This window comes from Burkholderia sp. BCC0044, from assembly GCF_902832955.1.
GTDB lineage: Bacteria > Pseudomonadota > Gammaproteobacteria > Burkholderiales > Burkholderiaceae > Burkholderia.
Window position 1 is genome coordinate 608836 of the sequence record NZ_CADFDO010000004.1, and the last position, 16656, is coordinate 625491.

General features: G+C 68.3%; 19 protein-coding genes. 3 read left to right on the top strand and 16 right to left on the bottom strand.

The window, feature by feature from the left end; all coding sequences use genetic code 11:
* From dctA to HWX14_RS25480, 16 genes are all read right to left on the bottom strand, one after another.
* A complete protein-coding gene (gene dctA / locus HWX14_RS25405; RefSeq protein WP_175885108.1) occupies positions 1 to 1335 on the bottom strand; it encodes a C4-dicarboxylate transporter DctA in 1335 nt (444 codons plus the stop codon).
* Between the two features lie 34 nt (positions 1336 to 1369).
* Positions 1370 to 2293: a LysR family transcriptional regulator gene (locus HWX14_RS25410; RefSeq protein WP_175885109.1), complete on the bottom strand. Its 924-nt coding sequence runs from the start codon at positions 2291 to 2293 to the stop codon at positions 1370 to 1372.
* Between the two features lie 221 nt (positions 2294 to 2514).
* Positions 2515 to 2805, bottom strand: a complete 291-nt coding sequence (locus tag HWX14_RS25415) for a hypothetical protein (protein ID WP_175885110.1) — start codon at positions 2803 to 2805, stop codon at positions 2515 to 2517.
* A gap of 155 nt (positions 2806 to 2960) precedes the next feature.
* Positions 2961 to 3386 carry an Hsp20/alpha crystallin family protein gene (locus tag HWX14_RS25420; protein ID WP_175885111.1) on the bottom strand — a complete coding sequence of 142 codons (426 nt, stop codon included), beginning with the start codon at positions 3384 to 3386 and terminating at the stop codon, positions 2961 to 2963.
* A gap of 36 nt (positions 3387 to 3422) precedes the next feature.
* Positions 3423 to 3866 carry an Hsp20/alpha crystallin family protein gene (locus HWX14_RS25425; protein ID WP_175885112.1) on the bottom strand — a complete coding sequence of 148 codons (444 nt, stop codon included), beginning with the start codon at positions 3864 to 3866 and terminating at the stop codon, positions 3423 to 3425.
* A gap of 369 nt (positions 3867 to 4235) precedes the next feature.
* A complete protein-coding gene (locus HWX14_RS25430) occupies positions 4236 to 4427 on the bottom strand; it encodes a hypothetical protein (protein WP_175885113.1) in 192 nt (63 codons plus the stop codon).
* A gap of 173 nt (positions 4428 to 4600) precedes the next feature.
* Positions 4601 to 5617: a dTDP-glucose 4,6-dehydratase gene (gene rfbB / locus HWX14_RS25435; RefSeq protein ID WP_175885114.1), complete on the bottom strand. Its 1017-nt coding sequence runs from the start codon at positions 5615 to 5617 to the stop codon at positions 4601 to 4603.
* Complete coding sequence (rfbD, locus tag HWX14_RS25440; RefSeq protein ID WP_175885115.1) at positions 5614 to 6498, bottom strand: dTDP-4-dehydrorhamnose reductase; 885 nt, start codon at positions 6496 to 6498, stop codon at positions 5614 to 5616. The genes rfbB and rfbD overlap by 4 nt, the downstream gene beginning before the upstream one ends.
* Positions 6495 to 7076 (bottom strand): dTDP-4-dehydrorhamnose 3,5-epimerase, encoded by a 582-nt coding sequence (gene rfbC, locus HWX14_RS25445; protein WP_175885116.1) that lies wholly within the window; start codon positions 7074 to 7076, stop codon positions 6495 to 6497. The genes rfbD and rfbC overlap by 4 nt, the downstream gene beginning before the upstream one ends.
* Positions 7073 to 7969 carry a glucose-1-phosphate thymidylyltransferase RfbA gene (rfbA, locus tag HWX14_RS25450; RefSeq protein WP_175885117.1) on the bottom strand — a complete coding sequence of 299 codons (897 nt, stop codon included), beginning with the start codon at positions 7967 to 7969 and terminating at the stop codon, positions 7073 to 7075. Before rfbA ends, rfbC begins: the two co-directional genes overlap by 4 nt.
* Before the next feature lie 109 nt (positions 7970 to 8078).
* On the bottom strand, positions 8079 to 9476 hold the full coding sequence (locus HWX14_RS25455; protein ID WP_175885118.1) for an MFS transporter: 1398 nt from the start codon (positions 9474 to 9476) through the stop codon (positions 8079 to 8081).
* Positions 9473 to 10192, bottom strand: coding sequence for an ABC transporter ATP-binding protein (locus HWX14_RS25460; RefSeq protein ID WP_175885119.1), 720 nt, complete (start codon positions 10190 to 10192; stop codon positions 9473 to 9475). The genes HWX14_RS25455 and HWX14_RS25460 overlap by 4 nt, the downstream gene beginning before the upstream one ends.
* Positions 10189 to 10974: an ABC transporter ATP-binding protein gene (locus HWX14_RS25465; RefSeq protein WP_175885120.1), complete on the bottom strand. Its 786-nt coding sequence runs from the start codon at positions 10972 to 10974 to the stop codon at positions 10189 to 10191. Before HWX14_RS25465 ends, HWX14_RS25460 begins: the two co-directional genes overlap by 4 nt.
* Positions 10971 to 11858 carry a branched-chain amino acid ABC transporter permease gene (locus HWX14_RS25470; protein WP_175885121.1) on the bottom strand — a complete coding sequence of 296 codons (888 nt, stop codon included), beginning with the start codon at positions 11856 to 11858 and terminating at the stop codon, positions 10971 to 10973. Before HWX14_RS25470 ends, HWX14_RS25465 begins: the two co-directional genes overlap by 4 nt.
* The gene (locus tag HWX14_RS25475; protein WP_175885122.1) at positions 11851 to 12744 is read right to left on the bottom strand and encodes a branched-chain amino acid ABC transporter permease; all 894 of its coding nucleotides are present in this window, start codon (positions 12742 to 12744) and stop codon (positions 11851 to 11853) included. The genes HWX14_RS25470 and HWX14_RS25475 overlap by 8 nt, the downstream gene beginning before the upstream one ends.
* Positions 12745 to 12780: 36 nt before the next feature.
* Positions 12781 to 13881, bottom strand: coding sequence for an ABC transporter substrate-binding protein (locus HWX14_RS25480; protein WP_175885123.1), 1101 nt, complete (start codon positions 13879 to 13881; stop codon positions 12781 to 12783).
* Positions 13882 to 14199: 318 nt separating this feature from the next.
* Between HWX14_RS25480 and HWX14_RS25485 the strand changes: the two genes are divergently transcribed.
* The 3 genes from HWX14_RS25485 to HWX14_RS25495 are packed head-to-tail and all read left to right on the top strand — an operon-like array spanning position 14200 to position 16613.
* Positions 14200 to 14550, top strand: a complete 351-nt coding sequence (locus HWX14_RS25485) for a RidA family protein (RefSeq protein ID WP_175876157.1) — start codon at positions 14200 to 14202, stop codon at positions 14548 to 14550.
* A gap of 12 nt (positions 14551 to 14562) precedes the next feature.
* Positions 14563 to 15807 (top strand): D-amino acid dehydrogenase, encoded by a 1245-nt coding sequence (locus HWX14_RS25490; RefSeq protein WP_175885124.1) that lies wholly within the window; start codon positions 14563 to 14565, stop codon positions 15805 to 15807.
* Positions 15804 to 16613, top strand: coding sequence for an aspartate/glutamate racemase family protein (locus HWX14_RS25495; RefSeq protein WP_175885125.1), 810 nt, complete (start codon positions 15804 to 15806; stop codon positions 16611 to 16613). Before HWX14_RS25490 ends, HWX14_RS25495 begins: the two co-directional genes overlap by 4 nt.
* Positions 16614 to 16656 lie beyond the last annotated feature (43 nt).

The following is a 16656-nucleotide window of genomic DNA, read 5'->3' on the forward strand; positions in this document are numbered from 1 at the left end:
TCAGACCGTCTTCCCGTCTCCGTCGCTGCCGCCGTTTGCGGCGGCGCGTTCTTCATCGGCCGCGTCCGGCAACGCCGGCCCGGCCGCCGCGAGCCGCTGCGCAAGACGCGTCCGGTCGCACGCCCCTTCCCACGACGACACGAAGATCACCGCGCACGCATTGCTGATCACACTGGTCAGCGCGCGCGCCTCCGACATGAAGCGATCGATGCCGACCAGCAGCGCGACCCCCGCGACGGGCAGGTCGGGCATCACGGCGAGCGTCGCGACCAGCGCGACGAGCCCGCTGCCGGACACGCCGGCCGCACCCTTGGACGTGACCAGCATGATCGCGAGCATCGTCGCGATCTGCGGCGCGGAAAGCGGGACGTCGCACGCCTGCGCGATGAACAGCGCCGCGAGCGTCAGATAGATCGCGGTGCCGTCCAGATTGAACGAATAGCCGGCCGGCAGCACGAGCCCCACGACGCCCTTGTCGCAGCCGAGCGCTTCCAGCTTGACGATCAGGCGCGGCAGGACCGGCTCCGTGGACGAGGTCGCGAGCACGATCAGCAACTCTTCGCGCAGGTAGCGCAGGAGCCGCCACAGCGCGAAGCCGTGCAGTCGCGCGAGCGGGGCGAGCACCAGCGCGACGAACAGCGCGCAGGCCACGTAGAAGGACACCATCAGCTTCGCGAGCGAGCCGACCGAGCCGATGCCGAAGCGGCCGACCGTGAACGCCATCGCGCCGAACGCGCCGAGCGGCGCGAGCCGCATGATCATCGCGAGCACGCGAAAGACGACCTGCGCGATGCCGTCGATCAGCGCCAGCACGGGCCGGGCGGCGCGCGGATGCGCATTCAGCGAGAAGCCGAACAACAGCGACAGCAGCAATACCGGCAACACTTCGCCGGTCGCGAATGCGCCGAGCATCGTGTCCGGAATCACGCCGAGCGCGAACGTGACCAGGCTGCGCGGCTCCGCATGCTTCGCATACGGCGCGAGGATGCTCGCATCCAGATGGCGGACGTCGATGTGCATGCCGGCGCCCGGTTGCAGCACGTAGGCGGTGACGAGCCCGAACGCGAGCGCGGCGGCCGTCAACAGATAGAAGAGCGCGAGCGCCCGCACGATCGTGCGGCCGATCGCCTGCCCGTTCGACAACGACGTGATGCCCGACACGATCGTGCAAAAGACGATCGGCGCGATGGTCATCTTCACGAGCGCGACGAACGCGTCGCTGAGCGGCTTGAGCATCGCGCCCGCCGCCGGCCACACATGACCGATGCCGATGCCGAGCATCATCGCGAGCAGGACCTGCACGTAAAGCGATTTGAATAGCCGGGTCCACCTCACGATGCCGTCTTCCCTCGTTTCCGTTCCGTCGTCGTCATGCCGATGTGCCGGTGCCGGCGGCGTCGCCGCGCTTCGCGTCGACGATCATCCGGTGAAATGCCTCGGCGGCCGGCGTCAGCGAGCGCCCGCGCCGCTTGACGATGCCCACGCGCCGCTTCACGGCCGGCTCGACGAGCGGCACGCTCGTGAGGACAGGGTGGTCATGCCCCGGCATCGCCATCGACGGCACCGCGGCGACGCCGAGCCCCGCCTCGATCAGCCCGAGCAGCGTCGTCACGTGGCGCGCCTCGCAGACGCTCGGCGTGCGCGGCGCGACGGCCGCCAGGGCCTGGTCGAGCAGCAGGCGGTTCCCGGACGTCTTGTCCACCGACACGTAATCGTGCTCGTAGAGTTCGTTCCAGGTCACGCGCTTCTTGCGCGCGAGCGGGTGGTCGCGGCGACAGGCGGCGACGAACCGTTCCTGGAGCAGCACCTTGAACTCGACCTCCGCCTCCTGGCTGCCGATGAAGCTCACGCCGAAATCCGCCTCGCCGCTGATGACGGCGCCCAGCACTTCGTTGGCGCTGGCATCCAGCAGCTTCACCCGGATGCGCGGAAAGCGCTGATGAAAGCGGGCGATGATTGGCGGCAGGAAGTAGTAGGCGACCGACGGCACGCAGGCGATCGTCACGTGGCCCAGGCGGCTCGACGACACGTCGCGGATGCCGAGCAGCGCGGCGTCGAGATCGTCGAGCAGTTGTTCGGCGCTCTGCGCGAACACGCGGCCGACGGTGGTGAGGGCGACGCGGCGCGTGGTGCGCTCGAAGAGCCGCACGCCGAGCGCGTCCTCGAGCTTGTCGATCCGGCGGCTCAACGCAGGCTGCGAGAGGCTGACCGCTTCGGCAGCCTTGCGGAAACTGCCCGTTTCCACGACCGCGCGAAACGCCTGCAAGTCCGTCAAATCGAAATTGATGCCCACCGGTCAGTCTCCGCCATTCAGATGCGCAGCATTTTGCATGATTCCGTGGGCGTCATGCGTGTGGCGTCGTCCATGCGGCCGCGTTGGCGCGGCGCGGTGTGCGGCACGGCCGGCCGGAATCGCGCGGGCCGCGCCGCGAATCGGGCCGCCCGACGCAATGCTCAAGCGCCGGCGCGGGCCACCCGGGCCCGCGCCGGAAGCATGCTCAGCGTCCGGCGCGATCAGCGCCGTGCGCGTTGTCCGTGATCCGAATCGCGGTTCGACCCGGCTCGATTCCGTCTCACATACCGGTCCGACACGACCGACCGTCGCTGGATCCATGCGAGCGCGAGTTCGAGCGCCTGGTCGCTTGCTTCGCGGGTATCGGCGAAGTCGCCGTCGACGCCGAGCGTCCGGGTTTCACCGTCGCGATCCGTGAGGATCGCCGCCGCCGAGTAGCGGCCCGTCTCCGTGTCGGTCACCACGGCCCGGACCGTATATCCACCATGTTCGATCGTCCTGTTGGTATGCATCAGATGCCTCCTGCAGGGAAATGCGACATGTGCGACGACGCGCCGGCACCGTCGCGCAAGCGAGGCGCCAGCACTTCATGCCGCAAGCGCAAGCACGGATGCCTGCGAGCGGTGCGGATCGCGCCGGCGCGATGACACGCACCCGGCGCGTCCACTCACCCCGCCGTCACCTGGATCCGCCGCGGCTTCGCTTCTTCACGCCGCGGGATGCTCAGTTTCAGCACGCCGTCCCGCAATTGCGCGTCGATGCGCGACACGTCGAAATCCGGGCTGAGCGTGAATGCGCGCGAGAAGTGCGGATGCTGCACTTCGCCGTGCTGCAGGCGCAATCCCGGCGGCGTCGGAATGACGGCCTCCGCTTCGATCGCAAGGCTGCCGTCGTGCACGCGGACGTCGAGCTTGTCGCGCGGCACGCCCGGCAGGTCCGCGTACAACGTGATGCCGTGCGCGTCCTCGACGATGTCGACGGCTGGCGCAATCCGCGTGCGCGGCGTGTCGGGCCGAGCCGCTTCACGGTTCGTCACGGCCGTTCGCGTATCGGCCGGACGGGTGGTCAGTTCAGTGGTGTTCGTGTCACTCATGATGTCCTCCGTCATGCGTTCGTGACGTCGTGCGGTTTACTGGACGGTAATCGCCCGCGGCTTCGAGGCCTCCGACTTGCCGACGCTGATCGTCAGGCAGCCGTTCGCATAGCGCGCGTCGATCTTGTCGGGGTCCGCGTGCTGCGGCAGTTCGACCACGCGGCGGAACGCGCCCATGAACCGCTCGTTCGCGTAGACGCGTCGCTCGTCGTCGGTCGTGCCAGCGTCCGGCGGAGTCCGCTCGCCGCTGATCGTCAGCAGCCGGCGATCGACGGAGATGTCGATCTTCGCGGGGTCGAGACCCGGCGCGAACGCGACGATCTCGACCGTGTCGTCGGTGCTGCCGATATTGACCGGTGGAAACGTACCGGGGCGCGGCGCGCGCAGGCTGGCCGGAAAACCCGTGAACGCGCTGGCCATCTGTCGTTGCAGGCGGTCGAATTCCGCGAGCAGATCGGTGGGGAAGAAGATATCGCTCATGATGGGCTCCTGTTGTCCCCGTGCGAAGGGACGAACCGGACCACGCGCTCCAGTTCGTCCATCCGCGACAGGGTCGCTGACTAACAAATAGAAACACGCAGCGCGTCAACCGCGACTGCCTGAGCGATACCTAAAATAGGATACGTCGAGTGAATTTCAAGGGGGAGGGCGACGGCACTTTGTCGATACGTGCGTGCGCCATGTGGGGGACCCGTCGTCGGAGCGGCCGGCATGGTCGACGTCGAGATGGCTGGTCCGACATGTCCGACGTTGCGCGGAGCGGGGCACGGCGATAGAGGGCGGAATTTGCAACGGCACGCTGGAAAAGACGCGGCGGCGCACCGGCGCCGTCGCGTCGCGTCCACCTGTTCAGCGCGACGGCCCGGACGGTGGCTTCACCTCGGACAGGTCGTCCTCGCGAACCTCGGCCTGACGCACCGTGGTGCCGTCCTCGCCGGTTTCCGAAATATCGGTTTCGAAGGTCTGCTGCCCGTCGTCGCGTTTCTCCGCGGGTTTCTCGGTACCTGTCTGCTTGTCTGCCTGTGGCTGTTGACGTGTCATCTTGCTCTCCTGACCGCAACCTGGGATGTTGCGCACGTTGCAAGTGAGCAAGGCGCGGGCCGCGCGAAGCTTTCAAATAGAAAGGTCCGCGCGATACCGCCAGCAACCCCGGCTTGGCGATTGACCTCGGCCCTCGGCACGGCACGACATCGACGTGCCGAGCGCCACCGCCTCTATACATACCAATCCAGCGTCTTCACGATCCCCGTTTCGAAGCTCTCCGCCGGCCGCCATTGCAGCTCGCGGGCGAGCTTCCCCGCATCGATCGCATAGCGCCGGTCGTGACCCGCGCGATCGGTGACGAAGCGGACGAGGCGCGCATGCGGCGCGTGTTCGGGCCGCCGCGCGTCGAGCAGCGTACAGATCAGCGCGACGATGTCGACATTGCGCCATTCGTTGCAGCCGCCGACGGTGTAGGTCTCGCCGATCGTCCCGCGCCGGATGACCGTGTCGATCGCGCGGCAATGGTCGTCGACGTACAGCCAGTCGCGCACGTTCGCGCCGTCGCCGTACACCGGGATGTCGGTGCCTTCGATGCAATGACGGATCACGGTCGGAATGAACTTCTCGCTGTGCTGGCGCGGCCCGTAATTGTTCGAGCAGTTCGTCGTGGTGACGGGCAATCCGTACGTATGGAAATACGCTCGCACGAGATGGTCTGAACTCGCCTTGGTGGCCGAGTACGGAGAATTCGGCGCATACGGCGTCGTTTCGGAAAAGGGCGGATCGTCGGGGCCCAGCGAGCCGTACACCTCGTCAGTACCGATATGGTGAAAGCGGCGGCGCGCAAGGGCGTCGGCCCTGCCGAGTTTCTGCTCGTTCAGCCAAAGCTGGCGGCACGCGTCGAGCAGCGTCCAGGTGCCGAGCACGTTCGTGCGAACGAATTCGCCGGGGCCGTCGATCGAGCGATCGACGTGGCTTTCGGCCGCGAAGTGGACGACGGTGTCGATCGCATGGTCGCGCAGCAGCGACTCGACGAGCGGCCGGTCGCAGATGTCGCCGAGGACGAAGCGATGACGATCGGCGCCCGGCAGGTCGTCGCCGAGATTGTCGAGGCTGCCCGCATAGGTCAGCAGATCCAGCGTGGTGACGCTGACCTGCGGGTCGTTTTCGAGCAGATGACGCACGAAATTGGCGCCGATGAAACCGGCACCGCCCGTCACGAGAACATGTTTCGGTCGATAGCTCATGGGGTTTGCTTCCAGGTGGCAAACACTTCAGTGAGACCCGCGATCCACGAAGGCGATTCGACCCCGAAGTGTTCTCGCAGGAGGCTGCAGTCGAGCGCGGAATTCGCCGGTCTCGGCGCAGGCAACGGATAGGCATCGGTCCGGATCGGCCGGACCCACGGCACGCGGTCGATGAGGCCGGTGCGCCGCGCCTCGGTGAAGATCGTTTCGGCGAAGCCGTGCCACGTGGTCACGGGCGTGCCGCACAGGTGATAGGTGCCCCAGCGCAGCGCTTCACCGGCCCGGTAGCGCGCCGCGATCGTCAGCAGCGCGTCGGCGAGCGCACCGGCATGCGTCGGCCCGCCGTACTGATCGGCGACGACGCCGACGACCTCGCGCTCGCGCGCCAGGCGCAGCATGGTGCGCACGAAATTGCTGCCGTGCGCGCCGAACACCCATGCGACGCGCAGAATCAGATGACGGTCGGGCAACCGCTCGCGCACCGCTTCCTCGCCCGCGAGCTTGCTGCGGCCATACGTGCCGAGCGGCGCGACGGCGGCGGTTTCCGCATACGGGCCCGGCAGGCGGCCGTCGAACACATAGTCGGTCGACAGATGGATCAATGGAATGCCGCGCGCGGCGCACGCGTCGGCGAGCACGGCCGGGCCGTCGCGGTTCGCCCGCCACGCGGCATCGGGCTCGGCTTCCGCGCGGTCGACGGCGGTCCATCCGGCGGCATTGATCACGAGCGCGGCCCGCTGTTCGTCGAGCGCGCGGCGCACCGCGTCGGCATCGGCGATGTCGAGCGCGGCGCGCGACAGCCCGACGAGCGGCTGCTCGCCCGCGCGCAGCACCAGTTCGCGGCCGACCTGGCCGAGCGCGCCGGTCACGACGATCGTCATCGCGCACTCCCGTATGCCGGCAGCAGCGTCGGCGCGCCGGCGGCCAGTTCGGCGAGCGGCGGCTGCCGCCGATCCTTGTCCGACAACTGATACGGCGCGCCGGAATCCGGCCAGTCGATGCCGATCTCCGGATCGTCCCAGCGCACGCCCGCATCCGAATCGGGATCGTAGTACTGCGTGCACTTGTACGCGAAGTCGGCCTCGTCGGACAACACGCAAAAGCCGTGCGCAAAACCGGGCGGAATCCATAGCATCCGGTGCGATACGTCGTCGAGCTGCGCCCCGAACCAGCGGCCGAAGAACGGCGAGCCGCGCCGGATGTCGACGGCGACGTCGTAGACCGCGCCGCGCGACGCGTGCACCAATTTGCCTTGCGGATTGACCCGCTGGTAATGCAGCCCGCGCAGCACGCCGCGACGCGAGCGCGACTGGTTGTCCTGCACGAAGGTCGCGTCGACGCCTGCGTCGCGCAGCCAGCTTGCCCGGAAGCTTTCGACGAAAAAGCCGCGCGCATCGCCGAACACGCCGGGCTCGATCAGCAGCACGCCGGGCAGCGGCGTCTCGATGACCCGTGTCATGCGGCGACCTCCTTGCTCATCAGATCGAGCAGATAGCGGCCGTAGCCGCTTTTCGCGAGCTTGTGCGCGAGCGTTTCGAGCTGCTCCGCATCGATCCAGCCGAGCCGGTACGCGATTTCCTCGGGGCACGCGATCTGCAGGCCCTGCCGCGCCTGCATCACCTGGATGAAATTGGCCGCGTCGAGCAGCGATTCGTGCGTGCCGGTGTCGAGCCATGCGTAGCCGCGCCCGAGTATCTCGACGTTCAGCGTGCCGCGCGCGAGATACGCGAGATTCAGGTCGGTGATTTCCAGTTCGCCGCGCGCGGACGGGCGCACGGCCTTCGCCAGTTCGACGACGTCGTTGTCGTAGAAATAAAGGCCCGTGACCGCGTAGTTCGATTTCGGCTCGCGCGGCTTCTCCTCGAGGTCGATCGCGCGGCCATCCGCGTCGAACGACACGACGCCGTAGCGCTCCGGATCGCGCACGTAGTAGCCGAACACGGTCGCGCCGGCGGTCCGTGCGGCGGCCTGCTGCAGCAGCGACGACAGCGCGGGCCCGTGATAGATGTTGTCGCCGAGCACGAGCGTCGCCGCGTCGCGGCCGATGAACGGCGCACCGATCACGAACGCCTGCGCAAGACCGTCGGGGCTCGGTTGCGCCGCATACGAAAAGCTCATGCCCCACTGGCTGCCGTCGCCGAGCAGTTGCTGGAACGCGTCGAGATCGCGCGGCGTCGAGATGATCAGCACGTCGCGGATGCCGGACAGCATGATCGTGCTGAGCGGGTAATAGATCATCGGTTTGTCGTACACCGGCATCAATTGCTTCGATACCGAATGCGTGAGCGGATGGAGCCGGGTGCCCGAGCCGCCCGCCAGAATCAGTCCTTTACGGCCAATCGCTGTTTGCATGAGGTCCCTCGCTGCAAGAGGAAAAATGCGTGCGTGATACGCGGAATACACCGAATGCTTCGACGGCGCCGACTACGCCCGATTGCCGCCGATACCCGTGCGTGCCCGGCTACGGCTGCTCGGCGCCCCCGGCGTGAATCGCACGGAATACGATCGCGAAGCCGAGCGCGTACAGCGCGGCGATCACCGCGAAGCCGACGGCCGTCGCGCGGTCCGGATCGTCGATCACGTGCAGGATCACCGATGCGATCGCGATGCCGACGAGCGAACCGATCTGCCGGCTCGCGTTCAGCGACGCGGCGGCAAGGTTCGCGTCCGCCGCATCGGCCGACTGCATCACGACGAGGTTCATCGCCGGAATGGCCTGGCCGGCGCCGAAGTTCGCGAGGCCGACCGCGACGGCCAGCAGCGGATACGGCATCGCCGCGACGCCGACGAGCGCCACGCTGCCGAGCGCGGCGAGCGCGAGCCCGATCAGCAGCGTGCGGCGCGCGCCGAGCCGGGCGCTGACCTTCGCGGATGCGAGATTGCCGATGCCGAACATCGCCATCAGCGGAAACAGCTCGAATCCGGCGACGAGCGCGCTCGCGCCGCGGACGTTCTGCAAATAGAGGCTCAGCAAAAAGATCTCGGCGAGAATGCCGAAGTTGATTGCGAGGCCCAGCGTGCTGCCGGCGACGAAACGCCGGTTCGCGAGCAGCGCCGGTGAAAGAATGCGCGAGTGCGCGTAGCGCTCGCGTAATACGAACGCCGCGGTGGCGGCCAGCGTCACGGCCACGCCGGCGAGGATCGACGGCGAGCGCCAGCCGGCGCTGGGCCCTTCGATCAGCGTGAAGCTCAGCGCGGCGAGCGCGAGCGCGCCGAACAGATGGCCGAGCGCGTTCAACGGGCCGGGATGGCGCGGCGCCCGCGCGATATGCCGGTACGTGAGCCACAGGCCGGCCGCACCGACCGGCAGATTCACCCAGAAGATGCCGCGCCAGCCGATCGCGTCGACCAGCACGCCGCCGACGCAGGGCCCGAGCGCCATCGCGGCCGACACCAGCGCGCCCCAGATGCCGATCATCCGTGTTCGCATCGGCCCTGGCGGGAACGCGAGCGTGAGCAGGCTCAGCGAACTCGGCATGAAGAGCGCCGCGCCGACACCCTGCGCGAGCCGCGCCGCGACCAGTGCACCGCTGGACTGTGCGGCCGCGCACAGCACCGACGCGCCGACGAACAGCGCGAGCCCGGCCACGTAGACGGCTTTCGACCCGTAGCGGTTCGCGAGCGCGCCGCCGAGCAGCAGCAGCGCGGCGAAGCTGAGCGTGTACGCATCGACAACCCACACCAGCGCGGTCAGCGACATCGACAGGCTGGTTTCCATGGCCTTCAGCGCGACGTTGACGATCGTCACGTCGAGCATGGCCATCACGAAGCCGCACGCGAGCGCGACCATCACGAGCACCGGGCGCGCCGCCGCGGATGCGTACGCGCCGGCGGCCGGCGCGGCGCCCCCGCCGCTCATGCGGCCCTCCCGCCGAGGTACAGGCGCCGCATCTCGTCGCTGTCGAGCAGCTCGCCAGCGGAGCCTTCGAGCGCGACGCGCCCCATCGTCAATACGATGCCGCGATCCGCGATGCGCAGCGCCTCGATCGCATTCTGCTCGACCATCAGCACGGCGATATGCTCGGTGTCGCGCATCCGGACGATCGCGTCGAACACCTCGTCGACCATCTTCGGCGACAGGCCCGCCGACGGCTCGTCGAGCAGCAGCAGGACAGGGCGCGGCATCAGTGCGCGAGCGAGCGATACGATCTGCCGCTCGCCGCCGGACAACGCACCCGCCAGCGACCGGTGGCGACGCCGCAGCACCGGGTACTGCTCGCACAGCTCGTCGATCCGCGCCTCGCGCGGAAACGCGGACATCGACTGGCCGCCGAGCATCAGGTTTTCCCGCACGGTAAGCGACGCGAACACGTTGTCGGTCTGCGGCACGAAGCCGATCCCGTACTCGCGGATCTTGCGATGAACCGGCACGCGCGCCACGTCCGTGCCCTGGATCGTCACGCTGCCGGCGCGCGGCAGCACGAAGCCCGCGATCGCCTTCAGCAGCGTCGATTTTCCGCAGCCGTTCGGGCCGAGGATCGTCACGATGTCGATGGCGCCGACCGTGAGCGACACGCCGTGCAGGATGTCGACTTCGGGCGTGTAGCCGGCGACGAGTTCGCGCACGTCGATCATGACGCCTCCAGCGGGCGAGGGGCGGCGTGGGCGCGCCCGAGATAGGCGTCGAGTACGCGACGGTTGCGCTCGAGTTCGGCCGGCCGGCAGTTCGCGATCGTCACGCCGCGGTCGAGCACGACGCAGCGGTCGCACAGCTCGCGGATGAAATGCATGTCGTGCTCGATGACGACCAGCGTGACGCCTTGTTTGCGAATCCGTCGCAGCTCGTCGATCAACTCGCCGCGCAGGTTCGGGTGCACGCCGGCGGTCGGCTCGTCGAGCAGCAGCAGTTTGGGCTCGGTCATCATCGCGCACGCGATGCCCAGCAGCTTTTTCTGGCCGCCGGAGATCGACGCGGCGGAAAGGTGCGCGACGCCCGACAGTTTCAGCTCGTCCAGCAGCGCGGCGGCGCGCGTACGGGTATCGGCATCGAGCGCGCGCGTCGCCCGGCCGCGCCAGAGGGCGGCGGCGATGCCGTGGCGCGCGGACGAAGCCGCCATCGCGAGTTCGAGCACCGACATGCGCGCGGGCATCGACGGCAACTGGAACGTGCGGCGCACGCCCAGCCGCGCGATCCGGTGCGGCGACAGCGCGTCGATCCGCTGGCCGTCGAAGCGGATCGCGCCCGCCGCGAGCGGCGCGAAGCCGGTGATCGCGTTGAGCGCGGTGCTCTTGCCGGAGCCGTTCGGGCCGAGCAGCCCGACGATCTCGCCGCCGTCGACCGACAGCGTGACGCCGGACAGGACGACGTTCTCGCCGTAGCGGATCGTCACGCCGTCAAGATCGAGCAGCGCGCTCATGGCCGCACCTCCAGGCGCTCCGGCACGAGCCCGTGCGGACGCCAGAGCACGCACGCGAGCAGCATCAGGCCGACCAGGCCGAGCCGCACCGCGCCGGTCAGGTCGCTGCCGACGTCGAGCCAGTCCTTGAGAAACGGCGCCAGCGCGTAGACGGCCTGCACGATCAGCGTGCCGACCAGCACGCCCAGGTGGCTGCCGAGGCCGCCGACCATCACGACGGTCCACAGTGCGAAGGTCTCGGACGCGATCATCGCGTCCGGCCCGACATAGCCGATGTACCACGCGGCGAGCGCCCCGGCCAGCGCGGCGGGCAGCGCGCCCGCGATGCACGCACGCGTTTTCAGCGCGAGCGGATCGTAGCCGAAGCAGACCGCGAGCGCGGGCTCTTCGCGCATCACCTTCAGCGCCCGGCCGAAGCGGCTCGCGGTCAGGCGCCGGTACGTCGCGTAGGTGAGCGCGAGGCAGCCGGCCGTGACCGCGAGGAAGGCGAGGTCGGCCCACGGCGCCCGCAGGCCGGGGAACAGCGGCGCGATGCCGCCGATGCCTTGCGCGCCGCCGGTGAGCCAGCTTTCGTTGAGTGCGATCGTGCGCAGGATCTCGGCGATCGCGAGCGTCGCGATCCCCCAGTAGTCGGCGGACAGCTGCCGCCCGAGCCGCGCGACGACGATCGCCAGCGCACCCGCGGCGGCCAGCGCGAGCGCCAGCGCCGAAGGCAGCGGCCAGCCGAGCTGCGACGCGATGCCGGCCGCATACGCGCCGAGCCCGCTGAACGCAATGAAGCCGAAATTGACGAGGCCCGCATAGCCGGCCTGCAGGTTCAGCCCGAGCGCCATCGTCGCGTACAGGCAGCCGACGGTCAGCAAATGGATGACGAAGCTAGACACGCCGTACCTCCCGATCGAAGATGCCGTAGGGCCGGAAAATCAGTGCGACGAGCAGGATTGCGAACGACACCGCGCCGACGTACTCGACCGGAAAGAACTGCATCGGCCGATCGACGAGCCCGCCGAAATCGACGTTCAACGCGACGGTTTCGGCCACCGCGATCAGCAGCGCGCCGGCCGCGGCGCCGAGCGGATTGCCGAGACCGCCCAGGATCGCCGCGGAAAACACCGGAATCAGCAATCCGTAGCCCAGATTCACGTGCACGCTCTCGGTGGCGCCGAGCATCGTGCCGCCGAGCGCCGCCAGCACGCCGCTCGCGAACGTGATCACATTGGTCACGCGCGTCGCGTCGATGCCGGTCGCGAGCGCCAGCGCACGATTCGACGCGAGCGCACGCATCGCGCGCCCGAGGCCGGTGCGGTACAGCAGCGCCGCAAATATCGCGAGCGCGCCGGCCCCGCAGGCGATCGAGCTCAACTGCGGCACGGACAGCGCGACGCCGGCGATCACCATCGGCGGATGCACGTCCTGCGCATACTGCTGCGGCCGCGAGCCGGCGAGGCCGAGCACCAGCGCGACCGCGAGCATCGAGATCGCGAGCGAGCCGATCATCGCCACCGCGCTGCCCGAACGCAGCAGCCTCGCGAACACGAACAGGTTCAGCAGCGTCGCGGCCGTGCCGACCAGCGCGCAGGACACGACCGTCGCGAGCGCGAACGGCAGCCCCGCGCGCTCCAGCCACAGCGTCGCGAACGCGCCGAGCATCGCGTACTGGACATGCGCGATGTTGGGAAAGCGGATCAGCGAATAGAGCGTCGACAGGCCGACCGACACCAGCAGCAGATCGGCGGTGCGGATCAATACGTCGACAATGAATGACAGCATGGCGAAGTCCTCGGGTTCATTCGGGCAGGCGGCCGCTCACTGCTGCGCGACGACCGATTGGCGGTAGACCACCTTCTCGTACGGCTGGACTTCGCGCTGGCCGTCCGCATCGAACGCGATCGCGCCGGTCACGCCGGTATACGACTTGCCCAATGCCGCGAGCGCCGTGCGGATCTTCGCCGGTTCGATGGATTGCGCGCGGCCGATCGCCGCGGCGGACAACAGCGTCGCGTCGTACGCGTAGCTGCCGAACGCCGAGCGCGGGGCCTCGTTGTACGCGGCCTGATAGGCGCTCGCATACGCTTTCGCGCCCGTGCCGAGCGCGGCGACTTCGAGGCCGATCTGGCCTTGCGCGATCTGCGCGGGCGTGTCGCTCGTGCACATCGTCAGGTAGATGCCGTACCACGGATGCTGGTTGAGCCGCATCTCGAATGCCTGCCGGTTCAGCGTCGCGGCTTCCTGGCCATAGGCGCTGTAGACATACGCGTCGGGCTGCGCGCGCGATGCCTGCTCCAGTTCGCGGCGATAGGTCGATTGCCCTTCCGTGTAGAGCACCGTCGACACCACCGTGCCGCCGAGCGCCTCGAAACGCTTCTTGAATTCGCCCGCGATGCCCTGGCCGTAGCCGTTGTTCGGCGCGATCAGCGCGATGCGGCGCAGCTTGCGGGCGTACACGTCCTGCGCGGCGAAGCGCGCGGACAGGTCGTCCAGCCCGATCACGCTGAACGAGCCCGCGCCGATCTTGCGCACCTGCTGGCTCGACGAGCCGATGTTGATGTGCACGTCGCCCTGACGCACGAGGAACTGTCCGACCGGAATCGTCACCGACGACGAGAACTCGCCGAGCACGACCGGCACGTGCTCGACGGTCGCGAGCTTGCGCGCGGCGTCGAGCGCGGTGTTGGCCGAGCCGCCCGAATCCTCGATGCGCACGGCGAGCTTCTGGCCCAGCACGCCGCCTTTCGCATTGATCTGCGCGACGGCAAGCTCGATGCCGCGGCGTTGGTCTTCGCCGATGGACGCACTCGCGCCGGTCAGCGGCAGCACCGCGCCCACGCTGACGTCGGCCTGCGCAGCGCCCGACGCAAGCGCACCGAGCGCGATCCAGACACCGACACTCCACTGACTTGCCTTCATCTTCGTTCTCCCGTCGCATGGTCGGCCGCACGGTTGGCGGCATGGTTTGATATACAGAAGTGTCGACAGAATCACAGAACAAAAATCGTTTGCAAATAAATTTTCGAGTCGCTGTGAGGAATTGGGAAAGACCTGTTTGATATAGAAAAGTCGCCCTTTTTTCATGCATTTATGCACGCGGATAAAGAACGTGGATAGCCGTGGTGCACGGGCGCGCCAATCTGGCGCAATCGGGAATATTTCTGAAAAAAGTGTATACAGAGGTGAATTGCAGTGCTTAAATCTGCCCAACTCGACACGACCTCGGAGGGCAGTCAGATGGTGGAGATCAAGCGATACGGCGTGGGTGAACGGATGAGCCAGCTGGTGGTCGCGGGTGGGCTGGCCTTCGTCGCGGGCCAGGTGGCGGACGACACGTCGCTCGACGTGGCCGGGCAGACCCGTCAGATCCTCGACAAGATCGACCGGCTGCTCGAAGACGCGGGGCTCGACAAGCGCCGGATCGTGTCCGCGAGCATCTGGCTGGCCGACTATCGCAGCTTCGCCGAGATGAACAGCGTGTGGGACGCGTGGGTGCCGCAGGGCGACGCACCGGCACGCGCGTGCGTCGAATCGAAGCTCGCGTTTCCGCAGTACACGGTCGAGATCGCGGCGATCGCCGCGAGCTAGGAGAACCAGACGATGAAGACGATCGTGCTCGGCGGCGGCATCGTCGGCGTAACCACCGCGTACTTTCTCGCGAAGGCGGGCGACGAGGTGACGGTGATCGAACGTCGCGACGGCGTCGCGCTCGAAACGAGCTTCGCGAATGCAGGGTTGATCGCGCCCGGCCATTCGTATACCTGGGCGTCGCCGCGCGCACCGAAGATCCTCTTCAAGTCGCTGTTTGCCGACGGCCAGGCGCTGCGGCTCAAATGGACGCCCGACTGGCGGATGTGGGCGTGGTGCGCGCTGTTCCTGCAGAACTGCACGGCCGAGCGCTCGCGCCGCAACACGTCGATCAAGGTGCGGCTGTGCCGTTATGCGCAGCAGCGGCTTCAACAGGCGACGCGCGACGAGCTGCTCGAATACGACCGGACGAGCGGCGGGCTGTTGTACCTGTATCGCGACCCTGCGTCGTTCGAGCGCGGCGTCGCGAACATGCGGATCCTGACCGACAACGGCCTGCCGCTCGACATCCTCGATGCGCGGGCCACGGTCGAACGCGAGCCGGCGTTGCGTCACGCGGCGGCCGGGATCGCGGGCGCGATCCATTGCCCGAGCGACGAGAGCGGCGACGCGCATCTGTTCACGCGCGCACTCGCCGAGCGCTGCCGAGCGCTCGGCGTCGAATTCCGCTTCGGCACGTCGATCGACGGCGTGCGCGCGAGCGCCGATACGATCGACTACGTCGAGACGTCGCAGGGCCGCGTGACCGGCGATCGATACGTGCTCGCGCTCGGCGCGTATTCGCCGTTCGTCGCGCGCGCGCTCGGCTACCGGTTGCCGATCTATCCGGTCAAGGGGTACTCGGTCACGCTGCCGATCGGCGACGCGCACGAACCGCCTGCGCTCGGCGGCGTCGAGGAGAACCAGCTCGTCGCATGGGCGCGCTTCGGCGACCGGCTGCGGCTGACCGCGACCGCCGAGTTCAGCGGCTACGACACCACGCATTCGCCGGGCGATTTCGCGCACATGCTCGCGACCGCGCAGGCACTGTTTCCGAACGGCGCCGACTATTCGAAGCCGTCCTACTGGGCCGGGCTGCGGCCGATGACGCCGGAGGGCACGCCGATCATCGGCGCATCCCGGCACCGCAACCTGTTTTTCAACACCGGCCACGGCCATATGGGCTGGACCATGTCGTGCGGCACCGCGAAGATCGTCGCGGATCTGATCCACGGCAAGCGGCCCGACATCGACATCACCGGGATGACCCTGCAATGAGCGAACTTCTCTCCACCGCCCAGGATCCGGATGTCGGCGCCGGCCCGGCGCGCGACGCGTACGCCCGCTTCGATTTCTCGCTCGACGCCGGCATCGCGCGGCGCGCGGCGATCGGTCTCGTCGTGCTGGCGACCGATCACACGATCGAATACGAGTGGCGGCGTCTGCTCGCGATCGATGGCGTCGCGTTCTACGAAAGCCGGATCGCGAATTCGGCCGAGATCACGGCCGAGACGCTCGCGCGGATGGACGGCGGGATCTGCGCGGCGGTCGAATTGATCCGGCCTGGCGAGCGCCTCGACGTCGTCGCGTTCGGCTGCACGTCGGCGTCGATGGTGCTCGGCGAGGAGCGCGTGTTCGAGCGCATTCGCGAGGCGCGGCCCGGCGTCGCGTGCACCACGCCGATTACCGCGGCGCGCATCGCGCTGAAGGCGCTCGGCGCGCGCGGGGTCGCGCTGCTGACGCCGTACGAGCGCACGATCAACGATGCGATGGCCGCGTACCTGCGCGCACGCGGCGTCGACATCGTGCGGGTCGGCTCGTTCGAGCACCGCGACGACAACGAGGTCGCCCGCATCGAGCGCGCGTCGATCGAGCACGCGGTGCTGACGCTCGCCGCCGATCCGGCCGTCGACGCGGTATTCGTGTCGTGCACGAGCCTGCGCATCGTCGATGCGCTGGCCGACATCGAAGCGCGCGCGGGCAAGCCGGTGCTGTCGAGCAATCACGCGCTCGCCTGGCACGCGCTGCGGCTTGCGGGCATCGACGATCCCGTGCCGGGTTTCGGCAGCCTGCTGATGCGCTGACGCATGGCTCCGGCATGTAAAAAGACGCGCGCGGGCGAATTGC